The organism is Bradyrhizobium sp. OAE829 (assembly GCF_040546575.1).
GTDB lineage: Bacteria > Pseudomonadota > Alphaproteobacteria > Rhizobiales > Xanthobacteraceae > Bradyrhizobium.
The window spans coordinates 1,543,254-1,569,974 of record NZ_JBEPOE010000001.1 but is presented as its reverse complement, the minus strand read 5'-3'; the positions used below and the strand labels follow the sequence as shown (position 1 = coordinate 1,569,974).

Here is a 26,721-nt window from a genome sequence, read left to right as displayed (position 1 = left end):
GTTCGCGTGAAGAAAACGCGTCAAAAGGATAAAGTCGGGCGCCTGGTTCCGATCAGAACCGAGCCCTGGTACGGAGTAATTTGAGTTATGGAAACGCGGGCGAACTACGTCCTGATCGGTGCCTTCACCCTGGCGGTGATCGCGGCGGCGTTCGGATTCGTACTCTGGTTCCAGAGTCTGCACACCACCAAGGCGCGCAGCCCGCTGCGGGTGATTTTCGAAGGCCCGGCGACCGGCTTGCGCAATGGCGGCAGCGTCAATTTTAACGGTATCCGGGTAGGTGAGGTTGTCCGCGTGAAGCTGGACAACCCGCGTCGCGTCGTCGCACTGGCGATGGTCGAGAACAACGCCCCGATCCGCAAAGACACCCTGGTCGGCCTCGAATTCCAGGGACTGACCGGCGTGGCTGCGATCTCGCTCAAGGGCGGCGAGGAGGGGGCGCCTCCGGTGCCGCTGGACGAGGACGGTGTTCCGGTTTTGACCGCCGATCCGGCCGCGCTGCAGGACGTCACCGAGTCGATCCGCGCCACGTTGCAAAACGTCAACCGGATCGTCGCCGACAACCAGGAATCAGTGAAGAACTCGCTGCGTAACCTCGAGACCTTTACCGGAGCGCTCGCGCGCAACTCCGAGAAGATCGACAACGTCATGCTCAAGGTCGACGGCGTGATGCTCAAGGCCGACAATCTCATGCTCGGCCTCAACACCATCGCGGGCGGTGCCAACGGCGGCGAGTTGAACCTGATGGTGAAGTCGATCCGCGAACTGGCTGACGATCTCGACAAGCGCACGGGCGCGCTGATTTCCGATGGTCGCCGGACGCTCGCCGACATCAGCCGCGCCGTGAACAATTTCGATCGCAATCCGAGCCGGGTGATCTTCGGCGGCGGCAACAACGCCGCGCCGGCAGAGCCCGCGGCAGCACCGCCGCCGGCCAGACCGGCCGCGCCAAGGCCGCCCGCCGCGGCCGCAGCGCCGAGCGGGCAGAAGCGGCAGTAATAGGCGAATGGGAAATGGCGAGTAGCGAGTAGATCGCTACGAGAGCCGTCATTGCGAGCGAAGCGAAGCAATCCATGTCGCCCAGCGCGCACAGTTGGATTGCTTCGTCGTAGGCGCCGTGTGTCAATTGGTGCCCTGGACTGTAAGCCCATGGCGGCGACCGGCGGATTACGCGTCGCCCCACGTCCGGATTTTTTCCAGGAAGGCTTCGAAGGTCGGCGCCACTTCGTAAGGTATTACAGGTTCTGCTCCCGTCAGGTCACAGTAAACAATGCCCCCCGAAAACTGTCCGGGGATACCCAAGCAAAAAATGTTGCCTCCGGAATCGCGAGCGATAGGCAAGAGGCGATGGTCCGGAAGGCGTTCGCGCGCAAATTTGATGTTCCAGGACAGCTTGCTCGTTTCAACACCTCGCCCGATTCCAAAAAATATCTGAATGTCCGTCGGGCTACCCGGTAGACGGTCGATATCTATCGTGTCCGGCACGGGTCGACCGCCGTTATTTTTCAACAAGAAGTCTTTGTAAGAAGCAGGCAGCTTGCCACCGATTGCAGCCTCTACTTCGGCGATACGGCTGGTGTCGATTTGAGGGCCCGGATTGTCAATCGTGATCATAGCTCATGGCCCAGTTTTGAAACCGCCAGCGTGCCTCTTGCCAACCGAAAGATAAACTACGAACCAAAAAAACGGAGGCATCGCTGCCTCCGTTTTCATTCACTACTCGCTATTCGCCCGTTATCCCAGCCGTCCCGCCGCATGCGCGAGCAGGGTGTAGACGAGGCCGGTCTCCGAGGTCAGGTGGCCGCGCAGCGCCTGTGGCCCGCGATCCTCCCGGGCAACCTCGTCGAGCAAGCGTTCGAACTCGGCGATGTAGCGGTCGACCGTCTGCTTGAAGGCACGGTCGGCGCGGTATTTGCGGGCGACCTCATCGAAAGCCTTCTGGCCGGCGGGCGTGTAGAGCCGCTTGGTGAAGGCCTTGCTCTCGCCGCGCTGATAGCGGTCCCACATCTCGGCCGCGAGATTGCGATCCATCAGCCGGCCGATGTCGAGCGACAGCGATTCCAGCGGATTGGCAGGGGCTTGAGGCGCGCGCGGGCGGGGAGCCTCGCGTCCGCTCGGACCACCGGCGTCGGTGCGGCTGAGCAGGTCGGACAGCCATCCGTCGCGGCCGCCATCCTGGTTGCTCGCCGGGCTGACCGGCGGGGCTTCGGTGCGGCGCGGCGCCGGCATGCCGAGATCCGGCGGCGGCAGGTTCGACGCGCTGCCGGTGTCGCGCACGCGCACGTCATTACGGCCGCCGCCAGCGGCTGCTGCCATCACGGGTTCTTCCTGGCGTTGCACGCTGGCGCGGCTCGTCGTCATGACGTCGAGGCCGCGGCCGTGATGGGCGACGATCCGGTTGAGTTCGGCCAGCGCCTCGATCTGGTCGACGATCACCTTGCGCATCTGCGCGGTGTTGTCGGCGGCCTCTTGCGGCATTTCGAGCACGCCGCGGCGCAGTTCGTTGCGGGTCGCCTCGAGTTCGTGATGCATCTCGGAGGCCATCTGCTTCATGGCCACCACCATGGCGCCGAACTTCTCGGTCGACTGCTTGAACATCGCGTCCGTCTCGGCGTTGCTCTGCTGGTACAGTTCGTTCATGGCGTCGATGGTCTGGTGCCGCTCGTTTTCGGCCGCGACACGAACCGCTTCGAACTGACGGCTGATCGCGGCAGAGCCGGCGCCGGCGGTTTCCGCCACCACGCGGGCGATGTCGCGGGCACGTTCCTCGGCGGCGGCAAGCGATTCATCCAGCAAGCCGGTGAAGCGCGACAGCCGCTGATCGAGGTCGGTGGTGCGCAGATCGATGGTGGTCACCAGCGATTCAAGTTGCGATTTGCGTTCGGCGACGGACGTCGTGGTGGTGCGGTTGGCCTGTTCGACCGCCGTGGCGGCATCGACCAGCGCCTTGCCGTGGATTTCGAACTCGCTCGACAGCGAGCCGAGATCCTCCAGCGCCTTCGAGGTCTTGGCGTTGAAGGTGGTGAGCTGGTCTTCCAGGGTCTGGGTCGCAACGCCGTTGCGCGAGGTGACGTCGTTCATGGCGGACACGAAGTCGGCCACGCGGGTCACCAAGGCGCGCTCCAGCGAGTTGAGGTTGTCGTGAGCGCCGGTCAGAACTTCCTGCAGCAGGATGTTGCCTTCACGCAGCCGCTCGAACAGCGCGACGGTGTCGGTGCGCAGGATCTTGCTGGTCTCCTGCATTTCGGTGACGGCCGCGATCGAAACCTGACGCGACTGGTCGATGGCCGAACGCGACGACTGTTCGAGATCCTTCAGCGACTTGGCCACCGCGCCGGTTGCCATATCGCCCGCGGTGGTGATCGTGCGGGCGACTTCCGAGCCATGGGTCGCCATTGATTGCGAGAACGCCTGGCCCCTGGTCTCGATCGACTTCAGCGAATCGGAGGTGACGCGGTCGAGCTCGGTCGTGAGCTGGGTGGTCTTGGCGCTGAGCGCCTCGACCAGCGAACCACGGCGGCTGTCCACGATCTGCGCCAGACGATCGGTCTGTTGCTGAACGTAGGTGACGATTTCGTCGGTCTTGCCGGTCATCGTCGAGCCGAAATTGCTGCTGGCCGACAGCACCGAGCGCTCGATGTCGGCCGAGGTCGTCTTGACCTTGGAGCTGACTTCGTTCGACGCGGCGACGAGCGCGCTCTGTGCGTTCTGCGCGCTGGCCTGGATCGCGTTCTGCGCGGTCTGCGCCGTGGTCTGGATGTTGTCGGTGGTGGTGGCGGTGACCGCAGCGAGCGAACGCTCGATGTCGCTGGCGATCGCCTTGATCTGGCTTGCGGCGTCGGCCGAGGTCGCGGCGAACGAACTCTGCGCTTCGCGCGCGGTGCCGAGGATCGCGGCGGCGGTGCCGGCGCCGACCGCGCTCAGCGTGCGTTCGACATCGATGGCCAGCGACTTGACGTGGTCGGCGGCTTCCGTCGACGCGGTGGTGAGCGCGCTCTGCGCTTCACGGGCGCCTGATGTGATCGACTCGGCGGTGGCATTGCCTGCCATCGAGAGCGAACGTTGCATGTCGGCTGCCAGCGACGCGACCTTGGTCGCGACGTCCGTTGATGCGGTGAGGAGGGCGTTCTGGGCTTCGCGTGCACCCGATGTGATGGCCTCGGCCGTGGCGGTGCCGGCGGCAGACAGCGAACGCTCGACGTCGGCCGTGAGCGACTTGACCTGGCTGGTTGCATCCGCGGAAACGGTGACGAGGGTGTTCTGGGCTTCGCGTGCACCTGACGTGATGGCCTCAGCTGTGGCGGTACCGGCGGCCGACAGCGAGCGTTCGACGTCGGCAGCGAGCGACTTGACATGGCTGGCCGCATCCGCGGACGCGTTGATGAGGGTGTTCTGGGCGTCGCGGGCACCGGCGGTAATCGATTCGGCGGTGGCGGTGCCGGCGATCGACAGCGAGCGCTGGACGTCGGCGGCGAGGGACTTGACCTGGTTCGCTGCATCCGTGGACGCGTTGACCAGCGTGCTCTGCGCCTCGCGGGCGCCGGCGGTAATCGATTCGGCGGTGGCGGTGCCGGCGATCGACAGCGCGCGCTCCACGTCGGCGGCCAGCGACTTGACCTGGTTGGTGGCCTCCGTGGAGGCGGCGATCAAGGTGCTCTGGGCTTCGCGGGCGCCGGTCGTGACGGCTTCGGCAGTGGCGCTTCCGGCGGCCGACAGGGCACGTTCGACGTCGGCGGCGAGCGACTTGACCTGGCTTGCCGCGTCCGCAGACGCCGTAACCAGCGTGGTCTGGGCTTCGCGGGCGCCGGAAAGCACCGACGCAGCGGTGGCGTTGCCGGCGGCCGAGAGCGTGCGCTCGACGTCGTCAGCCAGCATTTTGATCTGGGACGCAGCTTCGCTGGACGCCGAGACCAGCGAGGTCTGGGCCTCGCGGGCGCTGGAGAGGATCGAGTTAGCAGCCCCGGTGCCGACGGCGGTGAGGGAGCTTTCGACCTCCGCCGATGTCAGCCTCAGCTGGGCGCCGACATCGGACGAAACCGTGAGCAGCGCCTGCTGCGCGGTTCGGGCGCCGGTCTGGATGGTCTCCGAGGTGTTGACCACGAGGTTGGTGAGCGAGCGCTCGGCGTCCTCGACATGCGACCTGATGCCCGAGGACAACAGTTCGGCGCGCGCCATGAGATCGTCGCTGGCCTGACGGCCGCTGCTTTCGATACGGCCTGCCACGGCTTCGACGCGCGAGCCGAGCAAATCCTCGAACTGGGCGACGCGCATGTCGATGTCGGTGGCGATGGCGCCGACCCGGGTTTCGACGCCCTGGTGGATGTCCTGGAACCGCGCCGCGATGGTGTCGGTCAGGTGCGCGCTGCGGCCATCGATGGTCTGGGTCACATTGGTGAGGCGTTGGTCGACGGCTTCGACCGCCTGCGCGGTGCCGACGGCCAGCGACGTGGTCACGGCGGCGAGGCGCAGGTCGATGGCTTCGACGGCCTGTGCGGCGCCCGTCGTCAGCGACGTGGTCACGGTGGAGAGGCGCTGATCGATGGCTTCGACGGCTTGCGCGGCGCCTGTTGTCAGCGACGTGGTCACGTTGGAAAGGCGCAGGTCGATGGCTTCGACGGCTTGCGCAGCGCCCGTTGTCAGCGACGTCGTCAGGTTGGTGAGGCGCGAGTCGATCGACTGAATGGCCTGCGTGGTGCCTCCGGTCAGCGACGAGGTGAGTTCGGTGAGACGCGAGTCGATCGAGTGGATCGCCTGCGCGGCACCGTCGGTCAGCGAACTCGCCAGTGTGCCGAGGCGATCATCGATCGTCTCCGTGACGGACCTGGCGCGGGTGTCGAAGGTCTGCTCAAGCGCCTTCAGGCGGCCGTCGACGGTCTCGTCGAATGACCTGATCTTGGTGTCGAGCGAGTTGTCGAGATGGTTGACGCGCGTGCTCAGCGTGGTTTCGAACTGCAGCAGGCGCTGATCGAGCGAGGCGGTGATCTCGCCGCTGTTGGAGACCAGGCGGGTGTCGAAGGTGTCGACATAGCTCTTCAGGCTGTCGGCGATGTCCTGCGTCCGCTGGCCCATGCGTTCGACGATCTCGCCGCCGAACGTTTTGACGGTGCGGTCGAATTCGGAGATGTGACGGGTGATCAGGGCGCCGAGCGTGCCTGAGTCGCGGGCGAATTTCTCGACCAGTTCGCTGCCCTGGTTCTTCACCAGTTCGTCGAACGCGCTCATCTGCAGCGAGAGGCTGTCATGCGCGGTCTCGGTCTGGCTGACGACCTTGGCGACCAACGAGTTGACGGTCACGTCGAGCGCGTCGCTGGCCTTGTCGCCGGAGGTCATGATGCGGGTTGCCAGGCGGTTGCCGGCCTCGTCGATCTTGCTGACGAGATCGCCGCTGCGCAGCTCGAGTTCGAGCAGCAGCGAGTCGCTGGAATTCTTCAGGGAGTCGTGGACCTGTTCGGTGCGGTCGGAAATGCCGTCGACGATGGTCGAGGAACGCTGCTCGAACTCGCCGGTGATGCGGTCGATGCGCTCGTTCAGCATCTCGTGGACGCGATCGGCCAGATCGACGAACTCGTCATGGACGTGGCCGGTCTTGAAGTTGAGGCTGGTGGTCAGCCGTTCCGAGGCGTCGAGCACGGCGCGCGTGGTCTCGGCACTGGCTTCCTCAAGGCGGTCGAGCAGGTCGCCGCCGCGCTCGCCGAGCGCGAGGATCATGTTGTCGCCGGCATGGCTCAATGCGGTGGTGATGTGGGCGCCGCGCTCTTCCAGCGCGCCGGTGATGCTTTTGGCGACTTCGTCGACGCGCGAGGCGATCGCGTCCGAGATCAGCGCGATGTCGTGGCGCAGGTCGATCTGCACGCCGGAAATGGCGCTGCGAACCTGCTCGGCCTGGCCGACCAGGTTGTCGCGCTGATGGGCGATGTCCTGCAGCAGCGCGCGGATGCGCACTTCGTTGTCGGAATAGGCACGCTCCAGCGCCGCGACCTCGTTGGCCACCAGCGTTTCCAGTTCGCCGGCGCGCGCGATCGCGCGTTCGACGCCGTCGCCCATGGCAGCTACTTCGCGGCGGATCGCCTGGCCGACCGTCACCATCGAGTCGGACGCGGCACCTTCGGGCTCGGAGAAGCGGATCGCGACCTGCGCCATCGATTGCGCGATCATCCGCATTTCCTGGCCGCGCCAGGCAAGGCTCGCGAGGAAATAGAACAGCAGCACCGGCGCAAAGAACAGCGCGGCAAGGCCACCCAGCACCAGCACGCCGCCGCTCTGTCCCATTGCGGCCTGCAGCGAAGGCAGGAACGCGGCGGTAAGCAGCGCGCAGCCGACGATCCAGACGCCAGCGAACACGGTGGCGAGCGTATAAACGCCGCGGGCAGGGCGGCCCTTCTGGATTGCCTGGAGAATTTGTCCGATGGTTTCGCGGTCATCATTGGCGGCGCGACGCGGGGCGCGCGGCTCTTCGATCGGATCGAAGACCTGGCGGTCGCCGCCAGAACGCGCATCAACACGCGTATCGAACGGGGTTTCGGAATAGGCCGGGGGCGTGGACGAAATGCTTGATGGCGAAAGGTCGCTGTTGCCGATCGAATTGCGATTGGGATCGACAGTGGTGTCACTGATGTTCAGCGCTTCCTGAATGGCGGAAAGCGCGACTTCGGTGGGATCTTTGACCTTCTTGGGATTGTTCGCCATGTTCAGTCGAGCCCTCTTACTTTTTTACGCGTCCAGCTGGTCTTGCAAACGCCCCCCGCAAGCCCAAACCGGATCTTTGCCCCCACGCGGACGCAACCGCGCCCCGTCGGCGGCTTGTCCGCTACATCCGCAAACATCCTATTGGTTGAGTGATGCGAATGAAATGGTCGCGATTAAGACATTCTTAATCATCGTTAACAGCTTTGTGGCTTAAGCCCTTACGGATACTCGAAATTCCCGTGGGAGGCTGTCCTTTGCGGCAACTCCTCGGCGAAAAGTAGGCGAAGTTGCGGCAATTCCGGTGAACGTTCCATTAACCAGTTTCGTGATTGGGTGGCCAAAACGGCCCTGGCTGGATCGGTCCGGCAGGGAGATGTGGGTCAGGGGTCAGGCCATGCCGCTTCACCTTGAACGGATACAATGGATGCCATCGCCGCCGCTCGCTCCCGATGACGGTCCGATCGATTTCGAACACCTTAAGCGCATGACGCTTGACGACACCGGCCTCGAACAGGAGGTGCTGGCGATGTTCGCGGCCCAGTCGGCCAAGCTGATGGCCATGCTTGCCACCGTGCCGGCCGACGCCGATGCGCTGGCCCATACGCTGAAGGGCTCGGCCCGCGCGATCGGCGCCTTCGGTGTGGCGGAAGCCGCCGCCCGGCTGGAGGCGGTTCTTGCTGATGGCGACGATCCGTCCCGGCTTGTTGCCGAACTCGGCGAGGCCATTGCGCGGGCGCGGGCGGCTATCGAGGCGATCCTGCGCCGGTCCTGACGCGGGCCCGTGATCTGACGCCGGCCGAAACCCCGCCAAATTAGCCCCTTAGGTTTTCGTCCCGACCGCTGGCGCTGTGCGGATCGACCCGTTATAGGACTGCCGGGGACCCTCCTACCGTATACCGGCAGCACGAGCGATCATGGCCAAAATCCACTTTGTCGACCATTCCGGCGAAAAACGAACCATTGAAGTCGAAAACGGCGCGACCGTGATGGAAGCCGCGATCCGCAACGCCATTCCGGGCATCGAAGCCGAATGCGGCGGGGCCTGCGCCTGCGCGACCTGCCATGTCTATGTCGAGGAAGAATGGCGCGAGAAGGTCGGCTCGCCCACGCCGATGGAAGAGGACATGCTGGATTTCGGTTTCGACGTACGGCCGAATTCGCGCCTGTCGTGCCAGATCAAGGTCTCCGACGAACTCGACGGCCTCGTGGTCTCGACGCCGGAGCGGCAGGCGTAGCGCCTGCTCCAGCTCCGCCGGATGGTTCAGCGCGCTCCGGCGCGCTCCGTTTCGACCAGTTCCTCATCGACCGCATAAACCGCGCAGTCAGCGGCAGCTTTTGCGCATGCGGCAAGGGCCGCGTCGCGCGCCGCGACGGCGGACCGCTGCCCGGCGCGGTAGCCAAAGCTGCCGGTTGGGGACACCGCAAATGCCTTGTGAGGGCTCGCGGACAAATAATCTGCAAAGGCTGAGCGGCCTTTTTCACCCAACCGGGGCGGCGGCGAAAGCGCTGCCGGAAGCGGTGCTGCGGCCAGTTCCCGCGTTCCCAGATTCTGCTCGTGCAGGAAGCGATCGACCATCGGGGTCCATAGCGCAATGCCCCTTGAGAAGAGCGTGTGGCCGTCGTCCCGGAACGCAGGGGCGTCGATCAATTCAGCGCGGCCGCCGGCGCCGGTGAACGCCGCGTGCATCCGGTGCGCGAGGTCGGGGCGAAAGAACTTGTCGTTCTCCGCATAGATCCACAGCATCGGAATTCGCGACGTCCGGCCCAGAGCCGCAAATGCCCGGACCAATGCCGCCTCGTCGCAGACATCGTCATCGGCACGTGAACCGCGCCCTCCGGCAAAGCTGATCGCGGCGGCGAGGCCGGGCGGCGCAGTGGCGGCGAGCGCGATGCTGGCAAAGCCGCCCGCCGAGGAGCCGACCGCGATCATGCCGCTCGTGGAAACGTCGGTGCGGCCCTGCATGGCCCGGACCGCGGCGCCCAAATCTTCGGCAGACGCCCCGGCCGATCGCAAATAATCACGGTTGGCGCAGCGACCGTTGCTCTCGGCATACCGGCCGCCGGAGCCGCCATAGCCTCGCCGCATCACGACCAGCGCCGCGAATCCGCGCCGCGCGAATTCGATCGCCTGCCGGTACGTTCCATATGGCGACATGCTGGCTCGCGCGGTGGGATCGCGCGGTGCGCCGTGGCTGATCAGCGCCAGCGGAAAGCGTCCGCTGCCCGAGGGCCGCACCAGCATTGCCTCAAGGCCCGCCGTTTCCGCAGCCGCCATCGGAATGCGCAAATCCTCGCGATAAAATCCATCGGCCGCGGCGGGCTGCATCGTCGCGGAGACGATCAACACCGCCAACAGCGCGGCGCGCATTATCGTCCGTCCATTCCGCGCCGCAGCCAGCGCTGGAAGTTTCCGATGATCTCCTCGGTCAGCGGTGTCGGCTTTCGCGTCGCCTCATCGAGCAGCACCGATACCGATTGCGCCGAGGCGACGCATACACCTTCGGAGAACACCACCTGATCGAAGGTCACGGAGGTGCGGCCGAATTTCACCACCCCGAGCCCCATCTCGATGGTGCCCGGCCAGCGCAGCTCGGCGCGAAAATGGATGTCGAGCCGGACCATGATCCAGCTGACGCCGTCCGGCATCAGCCCATAGCTGCGGTCCTTCATCAGCGTGACGCGGCCGGTTTCGAAATAGGTCGCATAAACAGCGTTGTTGACGTGCTGGTTGGGGTCAAGGTCGGCGAAACGCACATTGTCGGTCAGCCGGTAGGGGAAATCCTCCAGGCGCGGCGTTGAATCGAGGCGGGCAGGGGCGTTCACGGGGCGGTCTCCGAACGTTTCACGTTGTTACAGCCCAGTTATCCTGCTCCGGCAAGGGGTTGAGGCGAAGGCCACCTGCCATATTATGGCTTTCCTGTTCCACCGGCGTTGGCTAGACAGACGCTGCCCCAGAAGCGCCGCCCAGGCCATCGGCTTGGTCCAACCGAAAAGAAGCTGAGATGAGCGAAGCGATCAAAACCGATGTGCTGATTATTGGTGCAGGTCCTTGCGGACTATTCGCCGTGTTCGAACTGGGCCTCCTCGATATGAAGACGCATCTGGTCGACATCCTCGACAAGATCGGCGGCCAGTGCGCCGAGCTCTATCCGGAAAAGCCGATCTACGACATTCCCGGTATTCCCTTTGTCACCGGCCAGGGCCTCACCGACGCGCTGCTGGAGCAGATCAAGCCGTTCAATCCGACCTTTCACCTCAACGAGATGGTGGAGACGATCGAGAAGATCGGCGATCCTCTCTTTCGCGTCACCACCGACGCCGGCCAGGTGTTCGAATGCAAGGTAGTCGTGATCTCCGCGGGCGGCGGCTCGTTCCAGCCCAAGCGTCCGCCGGTGCCGGGCATCGAGGCCTATGAGGGCACCTCGGTGTTCTACGCGGTGCGCAAGATGGAGCAGTTCCGCGACAAGAATATCCTGATTGTCGGCGGCGGCGATTCCGCACTCGACTGGACGCTCAATCTGCACCCCATCGCCAAGCGCGTGACGCTGCTGCACCGACGCGATGATTTCCGCGCCGCTCCGCACAGCGTCGAACAGATGCGCGCACTGGTGGCTTCCGGAAAAATGGACCTGAAGATCGGTCAGGTCACCTCGCTTGAAGGCGAGGGCGGCAAGCTCTCGGGCGCCATGATGAAAGGCAACGACAACGCGGTCTCGAAAGTCGAGTGCGATACGATGCTGCCGTTCTTCGGGCTGACCATGAAGCTCGGACCGGTTGCGAACTGGGGCGTTGCGCTCGAGAACAACCTGGTGCCGGTCGAAACCGCCGCCTTCGAGACCAACGTATCCGGCATTTTTGCGATCGGCGACATCAACACCTATCCGGGCAAGCTGAAGCTGATCCTGAGCGGATTCCACGAGGGCGCACTGATGGCGCAGAAGGCGCACCGCTACGTCTACCCGGACAAGCGCCTCGTCTTCCAGTACACGACCTCGTCATCGAGCCTGCAGAAGAAGCTCGGCGTCAACTGACAGAGGGCGCCTTTGACGAAAGTGTTTGACTAAGAGTTCGACTGACGTTCATTTTACAGCAAGCGCCCCTGAGCTGTCCCATTCGGAGAGCACCGTGAAACGTTGGTCGAACCGAGTGAGGCGGTGCGCGGTCATCTTGTTTTTGTGCTCCCTGCTGCCGGCGGGTAGCGCCGTCGGTGGCGAGAGTTCGGATGCCACCATCAAGGTCGGCGTCCTGCATTCGCTCTCCGGCACCATGGCCATCAGCGAAATCACGCTGAAGGATACCGTCCTCTTCCTGATCGACGAGCAGAACAAGAAGGGCGGCGTGCTCGGCAAGAAGCTCGAGGCCGTCGTGGTCGACCCGGCGTCGAACTGGCCGCTGTTTGCGGAAAAGGCCCGCGAGCTGATCACCAAGAACAAGGTCGCCGTCGTATTCGGCTGCTGGACCTCGGTGTCGCGCAAATCCGTGCTCCCGGTGTTCAAGGAGCTGAACTCGATCCTGTTCTACCCCGTGCAGTACGAGGGTGAGGAGAGCGAGCGCAACGTATTCTACACCGGTGCGGCGCCGAACCAGCAGGCGATCCCGGCGGTCGATTACCTGATGAAGCACGAGAAGGTGAAGCGCTGGGTGCTGGCCGGCACCGACTACGTCTATCCGCGCACCACCAACAGGATCCTCGAAGCCTACTTGAAGTCGAAAGGCGTCGCGCAGGAAGACATCATGATCAACTACACGCCGTTCGGTCATGCGAACTGGCGGACGATCGTGGCCGACATCAAGAAGTTCGGCTCGGCCGGCAAGAAGACCGCTGTCGTTTCCACCATCAACGGCGACGCCAACGTTCCCTTCTACAAGGAGCTCGGCAACCAGGGCATCAAGGCGAGCGACATTCCGGTTGTCGCGTTCTCGGTCGGCGAAGAAGAACTCGCCGGCATCGACACCAGGCCGCTGCTCGGCCATCTGGCCGCCTGGAATTATTTCCAGTCGATCAAGGATCCGGCCAACGAGACGTTCATCAAGGCCTGGCAGGCCTACACCAGGAATCCGAAGCGCGACACCAACGATCCGATGGAAGCCACCTATATCGGCTTCAACATGTGGGTGAAGGCGGTCGAGAAGGTGAAGTCGACCGACGCCGACAAGGTGATCGACGCGCTGCCCGGCATCGAAACTCCAAATCTGACCGGCGGCATCGCGAAGATGCTTCCGAACCATCACATCACCAAGCCGGTGTTTATTGGTGAAGTCAAAATCAATGGTCAGTTCGACGTGGTGTGGAGGGCCCCGGGCCTGGTGGCCGGCGATGCATGGTCGAACGAACTCGAGGGCTCCAGGGACCTGATCGGCGACTGGGTTGGCAAGAAGTGCGGCAACTACAACACCAAGACCAACCAATGCGGAGGCAGCCATTGAAGCCGGTTGGCGTATCGAGCCGGTTCCTGGCTCTTGCCGGAGATGATTCCAACGAAAATATGACCGAATGGCCGCGGCTCGCTCGCCGCCGTCTCGCGTTCGTCCGTCCAGGCACTGGAACCGTCCGCGAAATGGCCTTAGTCTGCGGCCATTCATTTTGTGAATTAGTCAGGTGATGACGATGCGAAGTGCGCTTTCTGTGGTTCGACTGATATTGCCGATCGTGATGGGGCTTGCGTTCGTTTGCGAACTTGCTGCGCAAACGGCGGAGCCGTCAGCCGCCGGGCTGTGGCAAAAGGTCGAGAAGGGAAAGCCGGTCGGATGGTTTCTGGTGGTCGATCGCGACGGCATCTATGAAGGCGCGTTTGCCAAGCTTTTTCCTGAGCCGGGCGATGCTCCCAATCCGGTCTGCTCAAAATGCACCGACGATCGAAAAGATCAGCCGTGGCTCGGGCTCTCCTTCATCCGCGACATGAAGCGAGACGGACTGAAATACGAGAACGGCAATGTGCTCGATCCGCGCGATGGCAAGATCTACAAAGCCAAGATGACGGTCAGTCCAGACGGACAGACTTTGACCATGCGCGGCTATCTCGGCTTCTCGCTATTGGGCAAGGACGAGATCTGGACCCGGCTGCCGGACGCCTCGATTGCTTCGCTCGATCCGGCCATCATCGCGAAATATCTGCCGGCCCAGGCGGCGGCGATGAAGCAGCCCGCTCCGAAAGCGCCTGTCACAAAGAAGACGACGACGCCCGCGCCTGCACCGGGAGCGCCGGCCCCCGCGCGTTAGAGCGTTTTCCAGCGAAGTGGACACCAGTTCGCGTGAAGAAAACGCGTCAAAACAAGAATCTAGAGCTCCGTTCCGATTCCATCGGAACGGAAAAGGCTCTAGCGGCGGCGGCTCCAAAAGCGCTTCAAATCGCCGATTTCAGGTCGGCGAAAGCCTCCTTGAGGTAAACGGCGATAGGTCGCTTTCCCTGGTCGCGGTTCCAGTTATCGATCGCGAGACGTAGTGCTCCGATCGACATCATCGCGACGATGCGGAGCGCAGGCTGCCGCTTGGGCTGCGGCCACATCTGGCAGAGCGCGTCGAATACCGCTTGTTCTTTCTCTACATATTTCGCCTGGTGTCGTATGCGAAGCGCCTCGTTCGCGCACATCAGGCGTTCGATCACCCTGGTTTGCTTGTAGTCGGCCTGAAAGCGCAGCGTCAACTCCAGCAAGGCGCTCTTCACGGCGTTGAGGGGTGACTGTTTGGTCGATTGCTCCAGCAGGGCGGCTCGCAGGGTCTCGTTGAAACCGCCGTCCTGCCACGCCAGCAGAATCTCTTCCTTGGACTTGAAGTAGTAGAAGAACGTTCGCCGCGAGATCCCCGCGGCCTCCGCGATCGCATCGAGCGTGGTGGCCTCGTAGCCGTGGGTCAGAAACAGTTTCAGGCCTTGCTCGGCGATGCGATGCAGCGTCTCGCGCCGCTTCCGCTCTCGCAGGCCTTTCTCCTTGGTGGACGAATTCTCCATGGCCTCTTGTGGCACGAATATATTTCCTTGCAAAATTACACTAAGTGCAATTACATTATTACACCCAGTGCGAATTATGTTCAAGGTGAGGCAGCATGGAAAGCAGGATTGGCGGCGGTGCTTCGTTGCGGCGTGTTCAGTCCGCTGCGGTCGGTCAGGACGGTGCAACCTCGCGGTCCCGAAGGTCCGGCGAAGACGTACCAGCCACCATCACGCGGCGGGGCCTCAGCGCCATGCTGATCGCCGTCGCAATCTCGGCCGCCGTTCCGGTCAATCCCGCGGCAGCGGAGGCCGTTGCGCCCGCTTTTCGCGTCGTTGATTTCGAGTGGGTCGACCCGACGCGTTCGCGGACCATTCCCGCGCGCCTGCACTGGCCCGCGAATATCGCGCCGGGAGCGCGCGTGCCGCTCATTGTGTTCTCCCATGGGATGGGTGGCTCCCGCCGGGGATACAGCTATCTCGGCAAATATTGGGCCGCGCGCGGCGTTGCCAGCCTGCATGTTCAGCACGCGGGCAGCGACTCGTCGCTCTGGGTCGGCAATCCCCTTACCGTCGTCGACCGTTTGCAGCGAGCGGCTCACGAGAGCGAGGCGCTTGCCCGGGTCTGGGATTTGCGCTTCGCGCTGGACCGCGTGCTGCTCGGCGGCGTCGGCCCCTACGGCGCCCAGATCGACCGTCGGCGTATCGTGGCGGCTGGTCATTCCTATGGCGCGAACACGGCGCTTCTTGCCGTCGGCGCGCGCGTGATGCGCGAAGGGCAGTGGGTCGAGGCCCGCGACCCGCGCTTTGCCGCGGCGATCGTGATCTCTGCGCCGCCGTTCTACGGTGAAACCGATCTGGCTTCGGTGCTGGGCAAAATCACGGTTCCGACCCTGCACGTGACCGCCACCAATGATGTCATCCAGATTCCCGGGTACTACTCGCCCGCGGCCGACCGGCTCGCTGTCTTCGACGCAATGCCCGCACCGCGCAAGCTGCTCGCCGTATTCGAAGGCGGGTCGCACAGCATATTTACAGATCGCTCGTTCACCGGTGGTCCAGCTCTCAACCCGAAAGTGAAGGCCGCCACGACGGAGCTCACGCTGGCTTTTCTCGATATGGCCTTCGACGGCAACGGTACGGCGCTGACGCGTTGGAATGCGGCGTGGCAGCCTATTCTGGCGTCCGCACCCGGGTCAGCGCTTTCGCCTGTTCCGATCGCCCGTTCCCGGCGACTGGTGCAGGGATCAACGATCGGCTTGCCGGCCACACCATGAAATGGATCGTCGTGGCGGCGTTAGGCTGGATGGCCGGGGGCTGCACGGCCGTACAACTCGAACGGTCCGGTTCGCTGGCTTCCTACGACAATCTGACCCCGTCCGATGGGCTTCTGACCAAGTCGCAGGTTCGGGTCAGCAAAGCCGATGTTCTCGCGGCGAAGACCCTGCGGATCGAGCCGACCGCCTTCACGGCAGCCGCCGCGCGCGTGCCGTTCTCGGGCGAGCAGCGCAGCCTGATCAAGAATGCGATCAGCAGAGCCATGTGCCTTGCTCTGAGCGAGCGCTTCCAGGTCGTAGCACCGACGGAGACGGCGGATCTGAGCGTCCGTGCGGTGATCATCCACGTGGCGCCGACCGATGCGACGGCCGCCGGCGTCTCCAAGGTCGCGAGCGTCGTGCCGTCGATCGTTGCCCCTGGTGTACCGATTCCTGTCCCACGGCTTCCGATCGGACTCGGGAGCCTCGCCGTGGAGGCCGAGGCCCGTGATCGCAGCGGTAGCCAAAAGGCTGCCATGATCTGGGCGCGTGGCGCGAATTCCTTTACCAGCTCACCGCGCGTGTCGAGCGACGGGGACGCCTATGATCTCGCTTCCGCGTTCGGAGACGATTTCGGGAAATTGCTGGTCACGGCCGAGAGTCCGTTCGGAAAAATTTCGTCACCGCCATCGATCGCCAGATTGCAGGCCTCCCTCGGCGGAGCGCCGAAGGAGGCGGCTTGTGAAGCATTCGGGCGAGCGCCGGGACTGGTCGGCATGATCGGCGAGAGGATTGGACTGCCGCCGGATTGGACCGACCGAGGTACGCCAGCGAACGAGATCCACCCTGAACCTGCTCCACGTGTCGACACGAGGGCAGTTTCTGCGCTCGAACGCTAGCGCGTCCCCGGCAATACCGGGATCGGCGATACCGGCTGCGAAATCACTTCAGGCACGGCGGCATCCAGTTGCAGCGCGGCGGCCGCGGCCGGCAGTGCCGCGTCCGCCATCGCAGCGTGGCCTTCGGCGGTGGGATGAACGGCGCCGCCATACACCGCCGACAGAACCCCCCAGGTCGCGTCGTGGATGTCGGCAGGCTGCTGCGACGACGGCAAGCCCTGCGGATAGGTCATTGCCGCGAAGTAGCTGTCATTGGCGTCGCGGATCCAGCGCGCGCGCGGCAAATAGGCGCGATATTCGCCGGCGCTGCGGCCGCACAGCATCGGCTGGCTGGCGGCGGTGACGATATCGGGGTCGAAGCTCTCGCCGCGGGCCGAGAAACATTGGCGATCGAATTCGGGATCGCTCTCCGCACGCGCGCAGAAACCGTGGTTCGCAAACGTCGCCTGATGCGCATCGACAAAGGTCATGCGGTCGGCGCGCGGGTTGCGGCACAGGATGCCGGATTGGCACAGCGCGAGCGCCTTCAGCTGCGGCAGGAATTCGCCCTCGACAAAGTTCGAGACCGCGGCCAGTCGCTGCGGCTCGGCGTTGAACGAGGGGTGGATGTCGAAGCCCGCCCGTCCGCCGGGGCAGGGCGCGCCGTTATTGGCCAGCGTCGGGTTGGCGTAGGAGGTGTAGACCACGCGCGACATGTCGCCGACCAGCGGCTTTAACGCCTCGCGCAGTTTTGCAAATCCTTGTGGGAGGTCGCGCATCAACGCGCCGCGTGCCTCCTCGACCGATGCCAGCACGCCGCTGCGCCGGAACAGGGCGCGCTCCGTCGCCGTGTCGACGATCACGTCGGCGACGAGCCCCGAAAAATAGATGTCGTTGGCGCCGACCGACAGCAGCACCAGATCGAGCTTGCGGTCGGGCTGGCGGCTTTTGGCCGCCGTAACGGCCTCGCGCAATTCAGTGAGCTGCGCGTTGACCGTGCCGCGGCAGCTGCCCGATTTCGACGGCGGGCAGTCACGGGCGCGCTGCGAGCCGAACAGGCCGTCGGCGATGGTGGCGCCGGTGCAGGCCAGCGGCAGATAGGTCACCGCGATATGCGGATATTGGACGGCGAGCGCCAATGCGGTCCGCGTCTGGTAGCTGTAGAGCGAGCGGTGGCAGGCTGCATTGAGCCAGAGCGCGCTCTGGCGCTGCCAAACGGCCATCGTATCCGGCGCTTCACAGGCTCGTCCGCCCTTATAGCCGGCGCGGCTTGGACGGTAATATTGTGAGGCGGCTGACCCCAGATAGGAGCGGAAGCAGAAGCCTTCATCTGACAGCGCGATAGGCCGGTCCGGATTTCCCTCGCCGGAAGCGATGCTGTCGCCGAGGCCGGCGATGAAGATGTCGCGCACCGAGATCTCGGTGGCGACGCGCTGGCCGCCGTCCGAGCCGGCGGAGACGTCGACGCTGGCAACGGTGGCACGGCCGTAGCGGACCCTGAAATTGACCGGCTCGGCGCAGTCGAAAGTGGAGCCTTGCGGCCCGTCGCCGTCGTCGAACGACCAGGCGCAGGTGGCGCCGACCGGAACCTGTCCCGTCAGGCGGACGGTGATGGGATGATCTATTGGCGTCAGATAGCTTTCCTTGACGTTGTCGCGGGTGCAGGGCTCGCTGACGCGGCCGGCAAGATCGATGCAGAGCCGGTTCACGGTGTTGCGTGCCCAGCCGCGGCCGTCGCTTTGCAATCCCAGCGCCTGTTCTGCGGCCAGAATGCTGCGACCGCGGCCGCTTTCGGTGTGCAGCTGAAAATCCCGTTCCTCGCGGAACAGGCGGAAACGGTTGCGGACCTCCCACGAAATCTGCATGGCACCCTGGGCGATCTGCGCTTCCGCAGGGGGAGGCGATAGCCCCGCCAGCGCGCCGGCAAGCAGCGCGATTGATGCTATCGATCGAGGTAAAATTCCGGCCATGGCGCGTTTGACGTTAGCGATAAGGCAGAAATAAGAGAACCCGACCCTCGTAGCCTAAAAGACTGAAGCAGGCAGATAACGTCGCTGTTACCGTTTCGCTCGCTTGAGCGGCTGCCTGACCGGGACCTCCGCCGTGCGGGGCTGTTCGTTCATCTGGCGGCTGGCCTGCGCGAGCCTGCGGCGTTCCTGCCAGGGCTGCACCACGCTGAGCCAGAGTTCGCGCGCGCCCATGATCCAGATCGAGATGCCGAACGGAATCAGGAAATACAGGATCCGGAACACCACCAGGGTTGCCAGCAATTGCTCCTTGCCGAACTGCGGCAGCGCCACCAGCATCGCGGCGTCGAACACGCCGATGCTGCCCGGCGCATGGCTGGCGAAGCCGAGGAGCGTTGCGAGGATGAAGACCACCGCCAGCGAAACGAAATCGATATGGGGCTGCGTCGGCATCAACAGATACATCGCCAGCGCGCAGAACCCGAGATCGACGACGCCGATCATGACCTGCAGCAGCGTCAGCCGCGCCGAGGGCAGCACCACCTTCCAGCCGTTCTGGCCGAGTTCGCGGCGGTTCTCGCCCATCACCAGCCAGAGGAAATAGGCCCCGATGCCGGCGAGGCAGCCGAGCGCGATCAGCCGGTTCACCGAGGGCGGCAGCAGGTCCATGGCCGTCGCCGCTTCGGGATGCCAGGCCATGCCCATGCCGAGCACGAACAGATTGCCGAGCCAGAAGGTCAGGCCCGACAGGAAGCAGATCTTGGCGACGTCGATCGCGGTCAGGCCGTAGTCGGAATAGATCCTGAAACGGATCGCACCGCCGGTAAAAACGGTCGCGCCGATGTTGTGGCCGATGGTGTAGCTGGTGAAACTCGACAGCGCAGCGATGCGATAGGGGACATGCGTCTTGCCGATGGTTCGCAGCGCAAAGAAATCATAGAAGGTCAGCGTGCAAAACGCGCCTACCACGCACAGCGCAGCCAGCGCGATCCGATGCGGCGCGATTTCCGTCAGTGCGGTCAGAATAATCGCGGTGTCGACGCCCTTCAGGGTGTGAACCAGATGGGTGACCGCAAGGATGATGATGACGAGACTCGCAGCGATCCCTAGCCGTTTCCAGCCGATCTTCTCCTTGAAGCCACGCCCAAGCGTGGTCAGCAGCCGATGCATTCATCCTCCCGGCGGGATGGCAAAAGAAAACCTGTCAAAAGCGGCGACAGGGACGGTCAGACGCACCGTGCGCGAAGACACATAAGCCAAAATCGAACGGTTGTGCAGCCCTTGACAAGCCTAGCTTCTGCGTTCGTTCGGCAACCCTGTCATACGTCCTACATATGCGGCCGCGTTAACGATTGTGAGTCGAGGCCAGGCGTGTTCCCAACGCTCTCTTGTAAGCGCCGTTCCGCTGTTACCGGGGCCGCCCTGCGTAGATCGGCTAAAGGTGGGGCCGCCGTTTTGCATTCCCAAGCCGAGGGACGGTTATTGGGAGGCATCACGACCATGAACGGCTTGTTCATCCCGAATTGCGGACATCTAATATTACGCTGAGAGACAACTCGTGACAGCGCCGTCGCCGAAGAGGCCCGGGAACGCGGCCGAAAAGCAGCTTAAACGAGGCTTTTTGTGTCATGTCGACAAAACAGACGCATGCCCGGAAAGGTGCTTCCGCTGCGGGGGACCGGTGGGCAAGGCGGTCAATGGCCCGTCGATCGACGGCATCATCCAGAAGCCTGACGAAGTCGTGGGCGAGGTCGTGGCCGTGCTGGATGCAACGCTGAGCCATGTCGCCTACGCCGCTGCGCTTGACGAGATCTCGCTATGGCCGTCCGGGTGTGGAAGCTGCCGCGCGACCACGCGCTGGCGGAGCCCACGGTTGGTCTGCGGGCCGAGAGCAGATTTGTCCGCTCCATTGAGGCAAAACGCCGCGCGTGAAAATCGCGCGCGTTCTTGCGCCAGGGGCTGCGGATCTGGCCGGCGTGCCACTGCCGGTGCGGGTACTCACTGCTTGGGAATCACTTCACCGGTGGCCGTTTGAGGCCGCGCTCGGTCGATACCGGGAATCACCGGGTAACGGCGGGAACCCGCAACCGGCACGCGAGGACGCCAAGCATTCATTCACCATCGAACCAGACGACACCGCGTCGGTTACCCCAAATGCACCATTAGCGTCGTCATTACAGGCCTGTAGCAGGGGTCTGTGATGTATCAAGTTCTGAATTGCCTGGTCACCGAGCATGATTTGCGGCTGGTCGTTCTCGCCGGCATCATTTGCTGGCTGGCCAGCGCAGTAGCGATCAGCCTGTTTCATCGCGCCAGGGCGTCGCAGGGACGAACCCGCGCGATCTGGGTCGGCCTTGATGCTGCGGTCGGCGGCTGCGGAATCTGGGCCACCCATTTCGTGGCGATGCTCGCCTACGATCCCGGGGCGGGGGCCGGATACAATATTCCGGTCACCCTGCTGTCGCTGATCTTTGCGGTCTCGATCGCCGCGGTCGGCCTCAGCGTTGCCTTGCTCAACGACCGCCGGTCGACGCTCGCGATGGGCGGCGCGATTGTTGGCGCTGGCGTCGCAGCGATGCACTACACCGGCATGATGGCGCTGGAGCTACCGGCGCGTATCATCTGGTCGCCCGGCATCGTGCTGGCATCCGTCGTGTTCGGTGGCATGTTCGCCGGCCTGGCGCTCGTTATCGCCGCGCGCCGGGAGGACCGCAATCATACCTTGGCCGCCACGGGCCTGCTGACGATCGCGATCGTTTCCCACCATTTCACGGCGATGGGCGCCGTGACGCTCGTTGCCGATCCGACCCTCGTCACCGACGAGTTGACGATCTCGCCGGGCGCGCTTTCCTTTCTGACCGCGGTGGCCGCGTTCGCCATCCTCGGCATATCGTTCGTGGCGGCGCTGCTCGATCGCCGTTCAAGCAGCGAGCTGCACCAGCAGAAGGTCCTGCTCGACTCGGCCATCACAAACATGTCGCAGGGACTTTGCATGTTCGATGCGGACGGCCGCATCATGCTGTTCAACCAGCGCTACAGCGAGATGATGGATCGGACCAACATGCCGCTGCAGGGCCGTTTGCTGGTCGACGTTCTGCGGGATCAGAAATCGATCGGAAAATGGGACGGCGATCCCGAAGAATTCTTCAACATTGTGGTGACCGCGGCGAAAGCCGGCGAGAGCCTGAACCGCGTCGTCAGCCGCAACGGACGTTCAATCCGCGTCGTCGATCAGCCCAAAGAGGGCGGTGGTTGGGTTGCGACCTTCGAGGACATCACCGAATGGCAGGCGGCCCAGGAGCAGATCACCCATATGGCGCGCCATGACGCGCTCACCAATCTGCCGAACCGGACGCTGTTCCGCGAGCAGCTTGAGAAGGCGCTGCGCCTCGCCAAGCGCAGCGATCAGCTCGCGGTGTTCTGCCTCGACCTCGATCATTTCAAGGAAATCAACGACTCGCTCGGCCATCCGGTCGGCGACGCCCTGCTGAAGGAAGTTGCCCGCCGGCTCGGCGAATGCGTCACCGAGCACGACACGGTGGCTAGACTTGGCGGCGACGAATTCGCGGTCGTGCAGTTCTGCAGCGACTGCGATCCGTCGGCGGTGGCCTTGCTTGCCAGCCACATCGTCGAGAAGATCGGGGAGCCCTACGATATCGGGGGCCACCAGCTCGTCGTCGGCGTCAGCATCGGCATCTCGCTGGCGCCCGAGGACGGCAAGAACCCCGATGAACTGCTGAAGAAGGCCGATCTCGCGCTCTATCGCGCCAAGGCGGACGGCCGCGGCACCTATCGCTTCTTCGAGAGCGGAATGGATGCCCGCGCCCAGGCGCGGCGCATTCTGGAACTGGATCTGCGCGCGGCGCTGCAACGCGACGAGTTCGAGGTCTATTATCAACCGATCCGCGACGTCGCCACCGACAGCGTCGTCGCGTTCGAGGCCCTTGTACGCTGGAATCATTCGCTCCGCGGGATGATCGCGCCGGCGAATTTCATTCCGCTGGCGGAGGAAACCGGTCTGATCATTCCGCTCGGTGATTGGGTGCTTCGGCAGGCCTGCGTTGACGCCGCAGGCTGGTCCGAGGATATCACCGTCGCCGTCAATCTTTCGCCGGTGCAGTTCAAGAATCCGAACCTGATCTTGTCCGTCAAGTCGGCGTTGCAGGCCGCCGGTCTTCCGGCGCATCGCCTCGAACTGGAGATCACGGAATCGGTGCTGTTGCAGAACAGCGAGACGACGCTGGCGGTTCTGCACGAGCTTCGCGGCTTTGGCGTCAGGATCTCGCTCGACGACTTCGGAACGGGCTATTCGTCGCTGAGCTATCTGCGCAGTTTCCCGTTCGACAAGATCAAGATCGACCGTTCTTTCGTCACTGAACTGGCCACGCGCGACGATTCCATGGCCATCGTCCGCGCCGTGACCGGATTAGGCAAGAGTCTCGGGATCGTCACCACAGCGGAGGGCGTCGAGACGGAGGCCCAGTTCGATCTGCTGCGCCGCGAAGGGTGCACGCAGGCCCAGGGCTATCTCTTCAGCAAGCCGCGTCCCGCCGCCGAGGTGGCCGCGATGCTGTCGAAGCCGCGCGCGCGCATCGTCGCGTAATCGCAGAGCGTTTTCGAGCGAAGTGGATACCGGTTCGCGTAAAGAAAACGCGTCAAAAAAGGAATCGGGTTTGAGGTTACGCTTTACGCAGCGCGAAATGCGCGCCGCAGAACGCCATCACGGCGCCGAGGCATAACGCCGCAAGACCCGAAAGCACGCCCGAAATCGTCGGGATCGGGCTCGGCGCGGAAGCTGCCTGGCCGGCGCCGGCCAGGATCAGCACGCCGACCGCGATCAGGAACTGGCGCATCCGCTGCGGGATCTGGCCGGACACCGCACTGTGCATCAGATTGGCGGTGAAATAGCCCCCGCAAAAACCGACGCTCGCAATCAGCCACCACGCAATGGCCGCACCCGCGGGCATGAATTCACGGGTATCGGATCGCCACAGGCCGCCGAGGTCGAGGCCGTAGCGCGCGCCCAGCATGTGAACGGCAAGCGCCAGCAGCACCCCGGATATCATCGCGCCGGCCAGAATCAGGCGTCGCGGAAAATAGGTCGTCTCGGCCATGGCCTGCTTGTAAGGTAAAGCCGGCTGGCCGCGCAAGCTGCGCGCTCGGCCGCTACCGGGATTTTTCAATTGCCAACCTCGTTACCCAACAGGACGGAGACATCGGGCGAGAGCGCGCCCGAGACCCGCTACGTCTACAAGGCGTCGCTGATCGGATCGGCGCATGAATTCAAGCTGACCGATGCCGGCTTGTCCTGGCATATCTCGGGCAAGTCCGGTGTCTGGGGTTACGCCGACATCGCGGCGATCCGCCTCAGTTACAAGCCGTCGTCGATGCAGTCCCGCCGTTTCCGCGCCGACCTCCAGGGCAGGGATGGTGGACGCATCACCATTCTCTCGACCACCTGGCAAACCGTCTCGCTGATGGTGCCGCAGGATCGCGACTATCGTGCCTTCATCACCGAGTTGCATCGGCGCATGGCGAAGGCGGGCAGCAAGGCCGCGTTGATCGCCGGTATCGGACGGATCACCTACGCCGCGGCCCTTGCGATGGTGACGTTGCTCGGCATCGCGATGGCCGGACTTCTGGTGCGCGCGTTTGCGACCGGTGAATGGTACGGCGCGTTGTTTCTGGTTGGCTTCGTCGCGCTGTTCAGCTGGCAGATCGGCGGCTTCATCAAGCGCAACCGGCCGCGCAGTTACGACTTCGATCATTTGCCGCGAGCGTTGCTGCCGTAGCTTGCGCAATCAAGCGCAATCAAATGTGACTTCGCCAAGCGCACCGCATGCGGCATCGTGCCAATGCGTTCCCCGCGGTTGGATGAGCATTGCTGCGAGCATGAAGTGACGGATCGAAGCACGCGATTGCCGAGCGAGGCCGAGATTGCCGCCATCAATGCGCAGCATTTGATCAGCACGCCGCTGAAGCCGGCCGATCTGCTGTTTGTGTTCGGTACCCGCCTCGATGTCAGGGAGCGCGTCGATGAAGCCTTCAGGCTGTGGCGCAACGGGTACTTTCGCTGCTCGATCGTCAGTGGCGGGATAACGCCAGGATCGGAACGCTCGGAATGCGAAATCATTGCTGATGCGATGATCGCGCGCGGCATCCCGCCCGGACGGATCCTGCGGGAAGATCGCGCGAAAAACACCGGCGAGAACGTGATCTTCTCGCTCCCGGTGATCGACGCCGCGCTGGGGCTTGCGCATGTTCGCAGCGTGATTTGCCTCGGCAATACCTGGACCGCGCGCCGCTATCCGATGACGCTGCACCGGCACTGGCCGGAAGTGGAGAAAATGCTGGTCACGGTCGACAGTTTTGCGACGCCGCGGGCGCTCTGGTACACCGATCCCGAATTCAGGCGGCGCATGCTCTCTGAATGGGACAAGATCGAGCCGTACAAGGCGAAGGGCTTTATCGCCGAGTGGCCGTGAGGTGAGGGAGCTGGACCGACCTATTCGGTCGATTCGAAATCTTCTTCGCTCGCGCGCAGCATTCCCGCCAGCGTGCGCAGCGCCGCATCGAGCTGGTCGACGGGCGGCGCGGCCAGCGCCAGCCTTATTGCGTTCGGCGCATGTCCGGGGCTCACCGCAAAGGTCGACGAGGGCGTCAACGCGATGTCCCGGCGGGCCGCGGCGGCGACGAAAGTCTGCGACCGCCAGTGGTGCGGCAGCGTCAGCCACAGATGGTAGGATTTCGGGTTGGCCTGCAGCTCGAAGCCGGCCAGCCGTTCGGCGGCAATGTGCTGACGCCGCTGCGCGTCGATGCGTTTGAGCCTGACGAGTTCGGACGCGGTGCCGTCGGCCATCATGCGTTGCGCGGCCGCGAACGCGTATCCCGAGGCCGTCCATCCGCCGGAACGAACCGATGCCATGATGCTCTCGCGCAAACGTGGCGGGGGAACGATGAAGCCGAGCGCCAGACCCGGCGCGACCTTCTTGGAAAGACTGTCGAGCACGACGCAGCGATCGGGCGCCAGCGCCGCCAGCGGAGCCTCGTTGTCGAGGAATCCATAGACCGCATCTTCGATGATGGTGAGATCGAGTTTCTCGACGACGCGCAGCAACTCGGTGCGGCGCGAGGCCGGCATGGTCATGCCCAATGGATTCTGAACCGTCGGCTGGATGTACAGCGCCGTCAGATGCGCTTCACGGTGGGCCTTTTGCACGGCGTCGGGACGCACGCCGTGCTCGTCCATTGTCAGCGGCACCAGTGTCACGCCGATCCGGGCGGCGATGCCCTTGATGAAAGGATAGGTCAGGGCCTCCACGCCGCAACGGCCGCCGGCCGGTACGATCGCGGCCAATGCGGCGGCGATGCATTGCCGGCCGTTGGCGGTGAAGACGATCTGCTCCGCGCGCGCCGACCAGCCGTTTTGGGAGAGGAAATCCGCTGCGATATTTCTTGCCGCTTGCGTGCCGGCGCTGGTGCCTTGCCGCAACGCGATTTCGAGGGCCTCCGGCCGCTCCAGTCCCTCGAGGCTTTTCGCAATCAGGGCCGCTTGCGTCGGCAGCAGCGGATAATTGACTTCCAGATCGATGCGGGCGCCGCGTGGCTCGGTCAGCGTGGTGATCGCACGGGGCGCCTGTCCGGAAATGAACGTGCCGCGTCCGACTTCGCCGACCACGAGGCCGCGGCGTAACAATTCCGTGTAGACGCGGCTCGCGGTGGAGACCGCGATCTTGCGCTCATAGGCGAAACTGCGCTGCGGCGGCAGGCGATCGCCCGGTTTGAGCCCGCCATTGGCGATCTCGGAGGCAACGGCATCGGCAAGCCTGAGATATTCGAACTTTGACATAATTGCACCGAGAGCAATGTTTTACTTGCACCGAGGAATGTACCGGATCATTTTGAACCTATCAAGCCTGAGATTGCACTGAGGAGAGTGCAAACAATCAGACCTTAAGGCGCTGCCGCTGATTCCCAGCGATTGCGTCGGCGGCATCGCCTTGCCGCG

Annotated in this window: 20 protein-coding genes; 11 read left to right on the top strand and 9 right to left on the bottom strand. The window is 63.9% G+C overall.

Annotation, left to right across the window (positions count from 1 at the left end; all coding sequences use genetic code 11):
- The first annotated feature begins 87 nt into the window (after nucleotides 1-87).
- Nucleotides 88-999 (top strand): MlaD family protein, encoded by a 912-nt coding sequence (locus ABIE49_RS07810; protein ID WP_192737742.1) that lies wholly within the window; start codon nucleotides 88-90, stop codon nucleotides 997-999.
- A 168-nt stretch (nucleotides 1,000-1,167) separates the two neighbouring features.
- On the opposite strand, the gene ABIE49_RS07805 is transcribed toward ABIE49_RS07810, so the two are convergent.
- Nucleotides 1,168-1,614: an SMI1/KNR4 family protein gene (locus ABIE49_RS07805; protein ID WP_192737741.1), complete on the bottom strand. Its 447-nt coding sequence runs from the start codon at nucleotides 1,612-1,614 to the stop codon at nucleotides 1,168-1,170.
- A 120-nt stretch (nucleotides 1,615-1,734) separates the two neighbouring features.
- Complete coding sequence (locus ABIE49_RS07800) at nucleotides 1,735-7,686, bottom strand: apolipoprotein A-IV repeat region-like domain-containing protein (RefSeq protein ID WP_192737740.1); 5,952 nt, start codon at nucleotides 7,684-7,686, stop codon at nucleotides 1,735-1,737.
- A gap of 394 nt (nucleotides 7,687-8,080) precedes the next feature.
- Between ABIE49_RS07800 and ABIE49_RS07795 the strand changes: the two genes are divergently transcribed.
- On the top strand, nucleotides 8,081-8,458 hold the full coding sequence (locus tag ABIE49_RS07795; protein ID WP_192737739.1) for an Hpt domain-containing protein: 378 nt from the start codon (nucleotides 8,081-8,083) through the stop codon (nucleotides 8,456-8,458).
- A gap of 142 nt (nucleotides 8,459-8,600) precedes the next feature.
- Nucleotides 8,601-8,921: a 2Fe-2S iron-sulfur cluster-binding protein gene (locus tag ABIE49_RS07790; protein ID WP_192737738.1), complete on the top strand. Its 321-nt coding sequence runs from the start codon at nucleotides 8,601-8,603 to the stop codon at nucleotides 8,919-8,921.
- 26 nt (nucleotides 8,922-8,947) lie between these two features.
- Here the strand turns inward: ABIE49_RS07790 and ABIE49_RS07785 are convergent, their stop codons facing one another.
- Nucleotides 8,948-10,054 carry an alpha/beta hydrolase family protein gene (locus tag ABIE49_RS07785; RefSeq protein ID WP_192737737.1) on the bottom strand — a complete coding sequence of 369 codons (1,107 nt, stop codon included), beginning with the start codon at nucleotides 10,052-10,054 and terminating at the stop codon, nucleotides 8,948-8,950.
- Nucleotides 10,054-10,509: an acyl-CoA thioesterase gene (locus tag ABIE49_RS07780; protein ID WP_192737736.1), complete on the bottom strand. Its 456-nt coding sequence runs from the start codon at nucleotides 10,507-10,509 to the stop codon at nucleotides 10,054-10,056. The genes ABIE49_RS07785 and ABIE49_RS07780 overlap by 1 nt, the downstream gene beginning before the upstream one ends.
- Before the next feature lie 179 nt (nucleotides 10,510-10,688).
- Between ABIE49_RS07780 and ABIE49_RS07775 the strand changes: the two genes are divergently transcribed.
- The 3 genes from ABIE49_RS07775 (at nucleotide 10,689) to ABIE49_RS07765 (ending at nucleotide 13,906) form a co-directional block, all read left to right on the top strand.
- On the top strand, nucleotides 10,689-11,717 hold the full coding sequence (locus ABIE49_RS07775) for an NAD(P)/FAD-dependent oxidoreductase (protein WP_192737735.1): 1,029 nt from the start codon (nucleotides 10,689-10,691) through the stop codon (nucleotides 11,715-11,717).
- 136 nt (nucleotides 11,718-11,853) lie between these two features.
- Nucleotides 11,854-13,113: an urea ABC transporter substrate-binding protein gene (gene urtA, locus ABIE49_RS07770; protein ID WP_354066655.1), complete on the top strand. Its 1,260-nt coding sequence runs from the start codon at nucleotides 11,854-11,856 to the stop codon at nucleotides 13,111-13,113.
- 181 nt (nucleotides 13,114-13,294) lie between these two features.
- The gene (locus ABIE49_RS07765) at nucleotides 13,295-13,906 is read left to right on the top strand and encodes a DUF2147 domain-containing protein (RefSeq protein ID WP_192737734.1); all 612 of its coding nucleotides are present in this window, start codon (nucleotides 13,295-13,297) and stop codon (nucleotides 13,904-13,906) included.
- Nucleotides 13,907-14,030: 124 nt separating this feature from the next.
- Here the strand turns inward: ABIE49_RS07765 and ABIE49_RS07760 are convergent, their stop codons facing one another.
- Nucleotides 14,031-14,648, bottom strand: coding sequence for a TetR/AcrR family transcriptional regulator (locus ABIE49_RS07760; protein WP_354066654.1), 618 nt, complete (start codon nucleotides 14,646-14,648; stop codon nucleotides 14,031-14,033).
- 218 nt (nucleotides 14,649-14,866) lie between these two features.
- Between ABIE49_RS07760 and ABIE49_RS07755 the strand changes: the two genes are divergently transcribed.
- Both ABIE49_RS07755 and ABIE49_RS07750 read left to right on the top strand, forming a co-directional pair.
- The gene (locus tag ABIE49_RS07755; RefSeq protein WP_192737733.1) at nucleotides 14,867-15,889 is read left to right on the top strand and encodes an alpha/beta hydrolase family protein; all 1,023 of its coding nucleotides are present in this window, start codon (nucleotides 14,867-14,869) and stop codon (nucleotides 15,887-15,889) included.
- Nucleotides 15,886-16,767 carry a DUF3313 domain-containing protein gene (locus tag ABIE49_RS07750; RefSeq protein WP_192737732.1) on the top strand — a complete coding sequence of 294 codons (882 nt, stop codon included), beginning with the start codon at nucleotides 15,886-15,888 and terminating at the stop codon, nucleotides 16,765-16,767. Before ABIE49_RS07755 ends, ABIE49_RS07750 begins: the two co-directional genes overlap by 4 nt.
- On the opposite strand, the gene ABIE49_RS07745 is transcribed toward ABIE49_RS07750, so the two are convergent.
- Nucleotides 16,764-18,716, bottom strand: coding sequence for an SGNH/GDSL hydrolase family protein (locus tag ABIE49_RS07745; RefSeq protein WP_192737731.1), 1,953 nt, complete (start codon nucleotides 18,714-18,716; stop codon nucleotides 16,764-16,766). The two genes, ABIE49_RS07750 and ABIE49_RS07745, sit on opposite strands and share 4 nt — an antisense overlap.
- Before the next feature lie 87 nt (nucleotides 18,717-18,803).
- On the bottom strand, nucleotides 18,804-19,883 hold the full coding sequence (locus ABIE49_RS07740) for a lysylphosphatidylglycerol synthase transmembrane domain-containing protein (RefSeq protein ID WP_192737730.1): 1,080 nt from the start codon (nucleotides 19,881-19,883) through the stop codon (nucleotides 18,804-18,806).
- Nucleotides 19,884-20,913: 1,030 nt separating this feature from the next.
- Between ABIE49_RS07740 and ABIE49_RS07735 the strand changes: the two genes are divergently transcribed.
- Nucleotides 20,914-23,316 carry a bifunctional diguanylate cyclase/phosphodiesterase gene (locus ABIE49_RS07735; RefSeq protein ID WP_192737729.1) on the top strand — a complete coding sequence of 801 codons (2,403 nt, stop codon included), beginning with the start codon at nucleotides 20,914-20,916 and terminating at the stop codon, nucleotides 23,314-23,316.
- A 76-nt stretch (nucleotides 23,317-23,392) separates the two neighbouring features.
- Here ABIE49_RS07735 and ABIE49_RS07730 read toward each other — a convergent pair whose 3' ends face one another.
- Nucleotides 23,393-23,827, bottom strand: a complete 435-nt coding sequence (locus ABIE49_RS07730) for a hypothetical protein (RefSeq protein ID WP_192737728.1) — start codon at nucleotides 23,825-23,827, stop codon at nucleotides 23,393-23,395.
- Nucleotides 23,828-23,896: 69 nt separating this feature from the next.
- Here ABIE49_RS07730 and ABIE49_RS07725 point away from each other — a divergent pair, with 69 nt between their 5' ends.
- A complete protein-coding gene (locus ABIE49_RS07725; RefSeq protein WP_192737727.1) occupies nucleotides 23,897-24,505 on the top strand; it encodes a hypothetical protein in 609 nt (202 codons plus the stop codon).
- Nucleotides 24,506-24,610: 105 nt separating this feature from the next.
- Nucleotides 24,611-25,198, top strand: coding sequence for a YdcF family protein (locus ABIE49_RS07720; RefSeq protein WP_192737726.1), 588 nt, complete (start codon nucleotides 24,611-24,613; stop codon nucleotides 25,196-25,198).
- A 20-nt stretch (nucleotides 25,199-25,218) separates the two neighbouring features.
- On the opposite strand, the gene ABIE49_RS07715 is transcribed toward ABIE49_RS07720, so the two are convergent.
- Nucleotides 25,219-26,562 (bottom strand): aminotransferase-like domain-containing protein, encoded by a 1,344-nt coding sequence (locus tag ABIE49_RS07715; protein WP_192737725.1) that lies wholly within the window; start codon nucleotides 26,560-26,562, stop codon nucleotides 25,219-25,221.
- Between the last annotated feature and the right edge of the window lie 159 nt (nucleotides 26,563-26,721).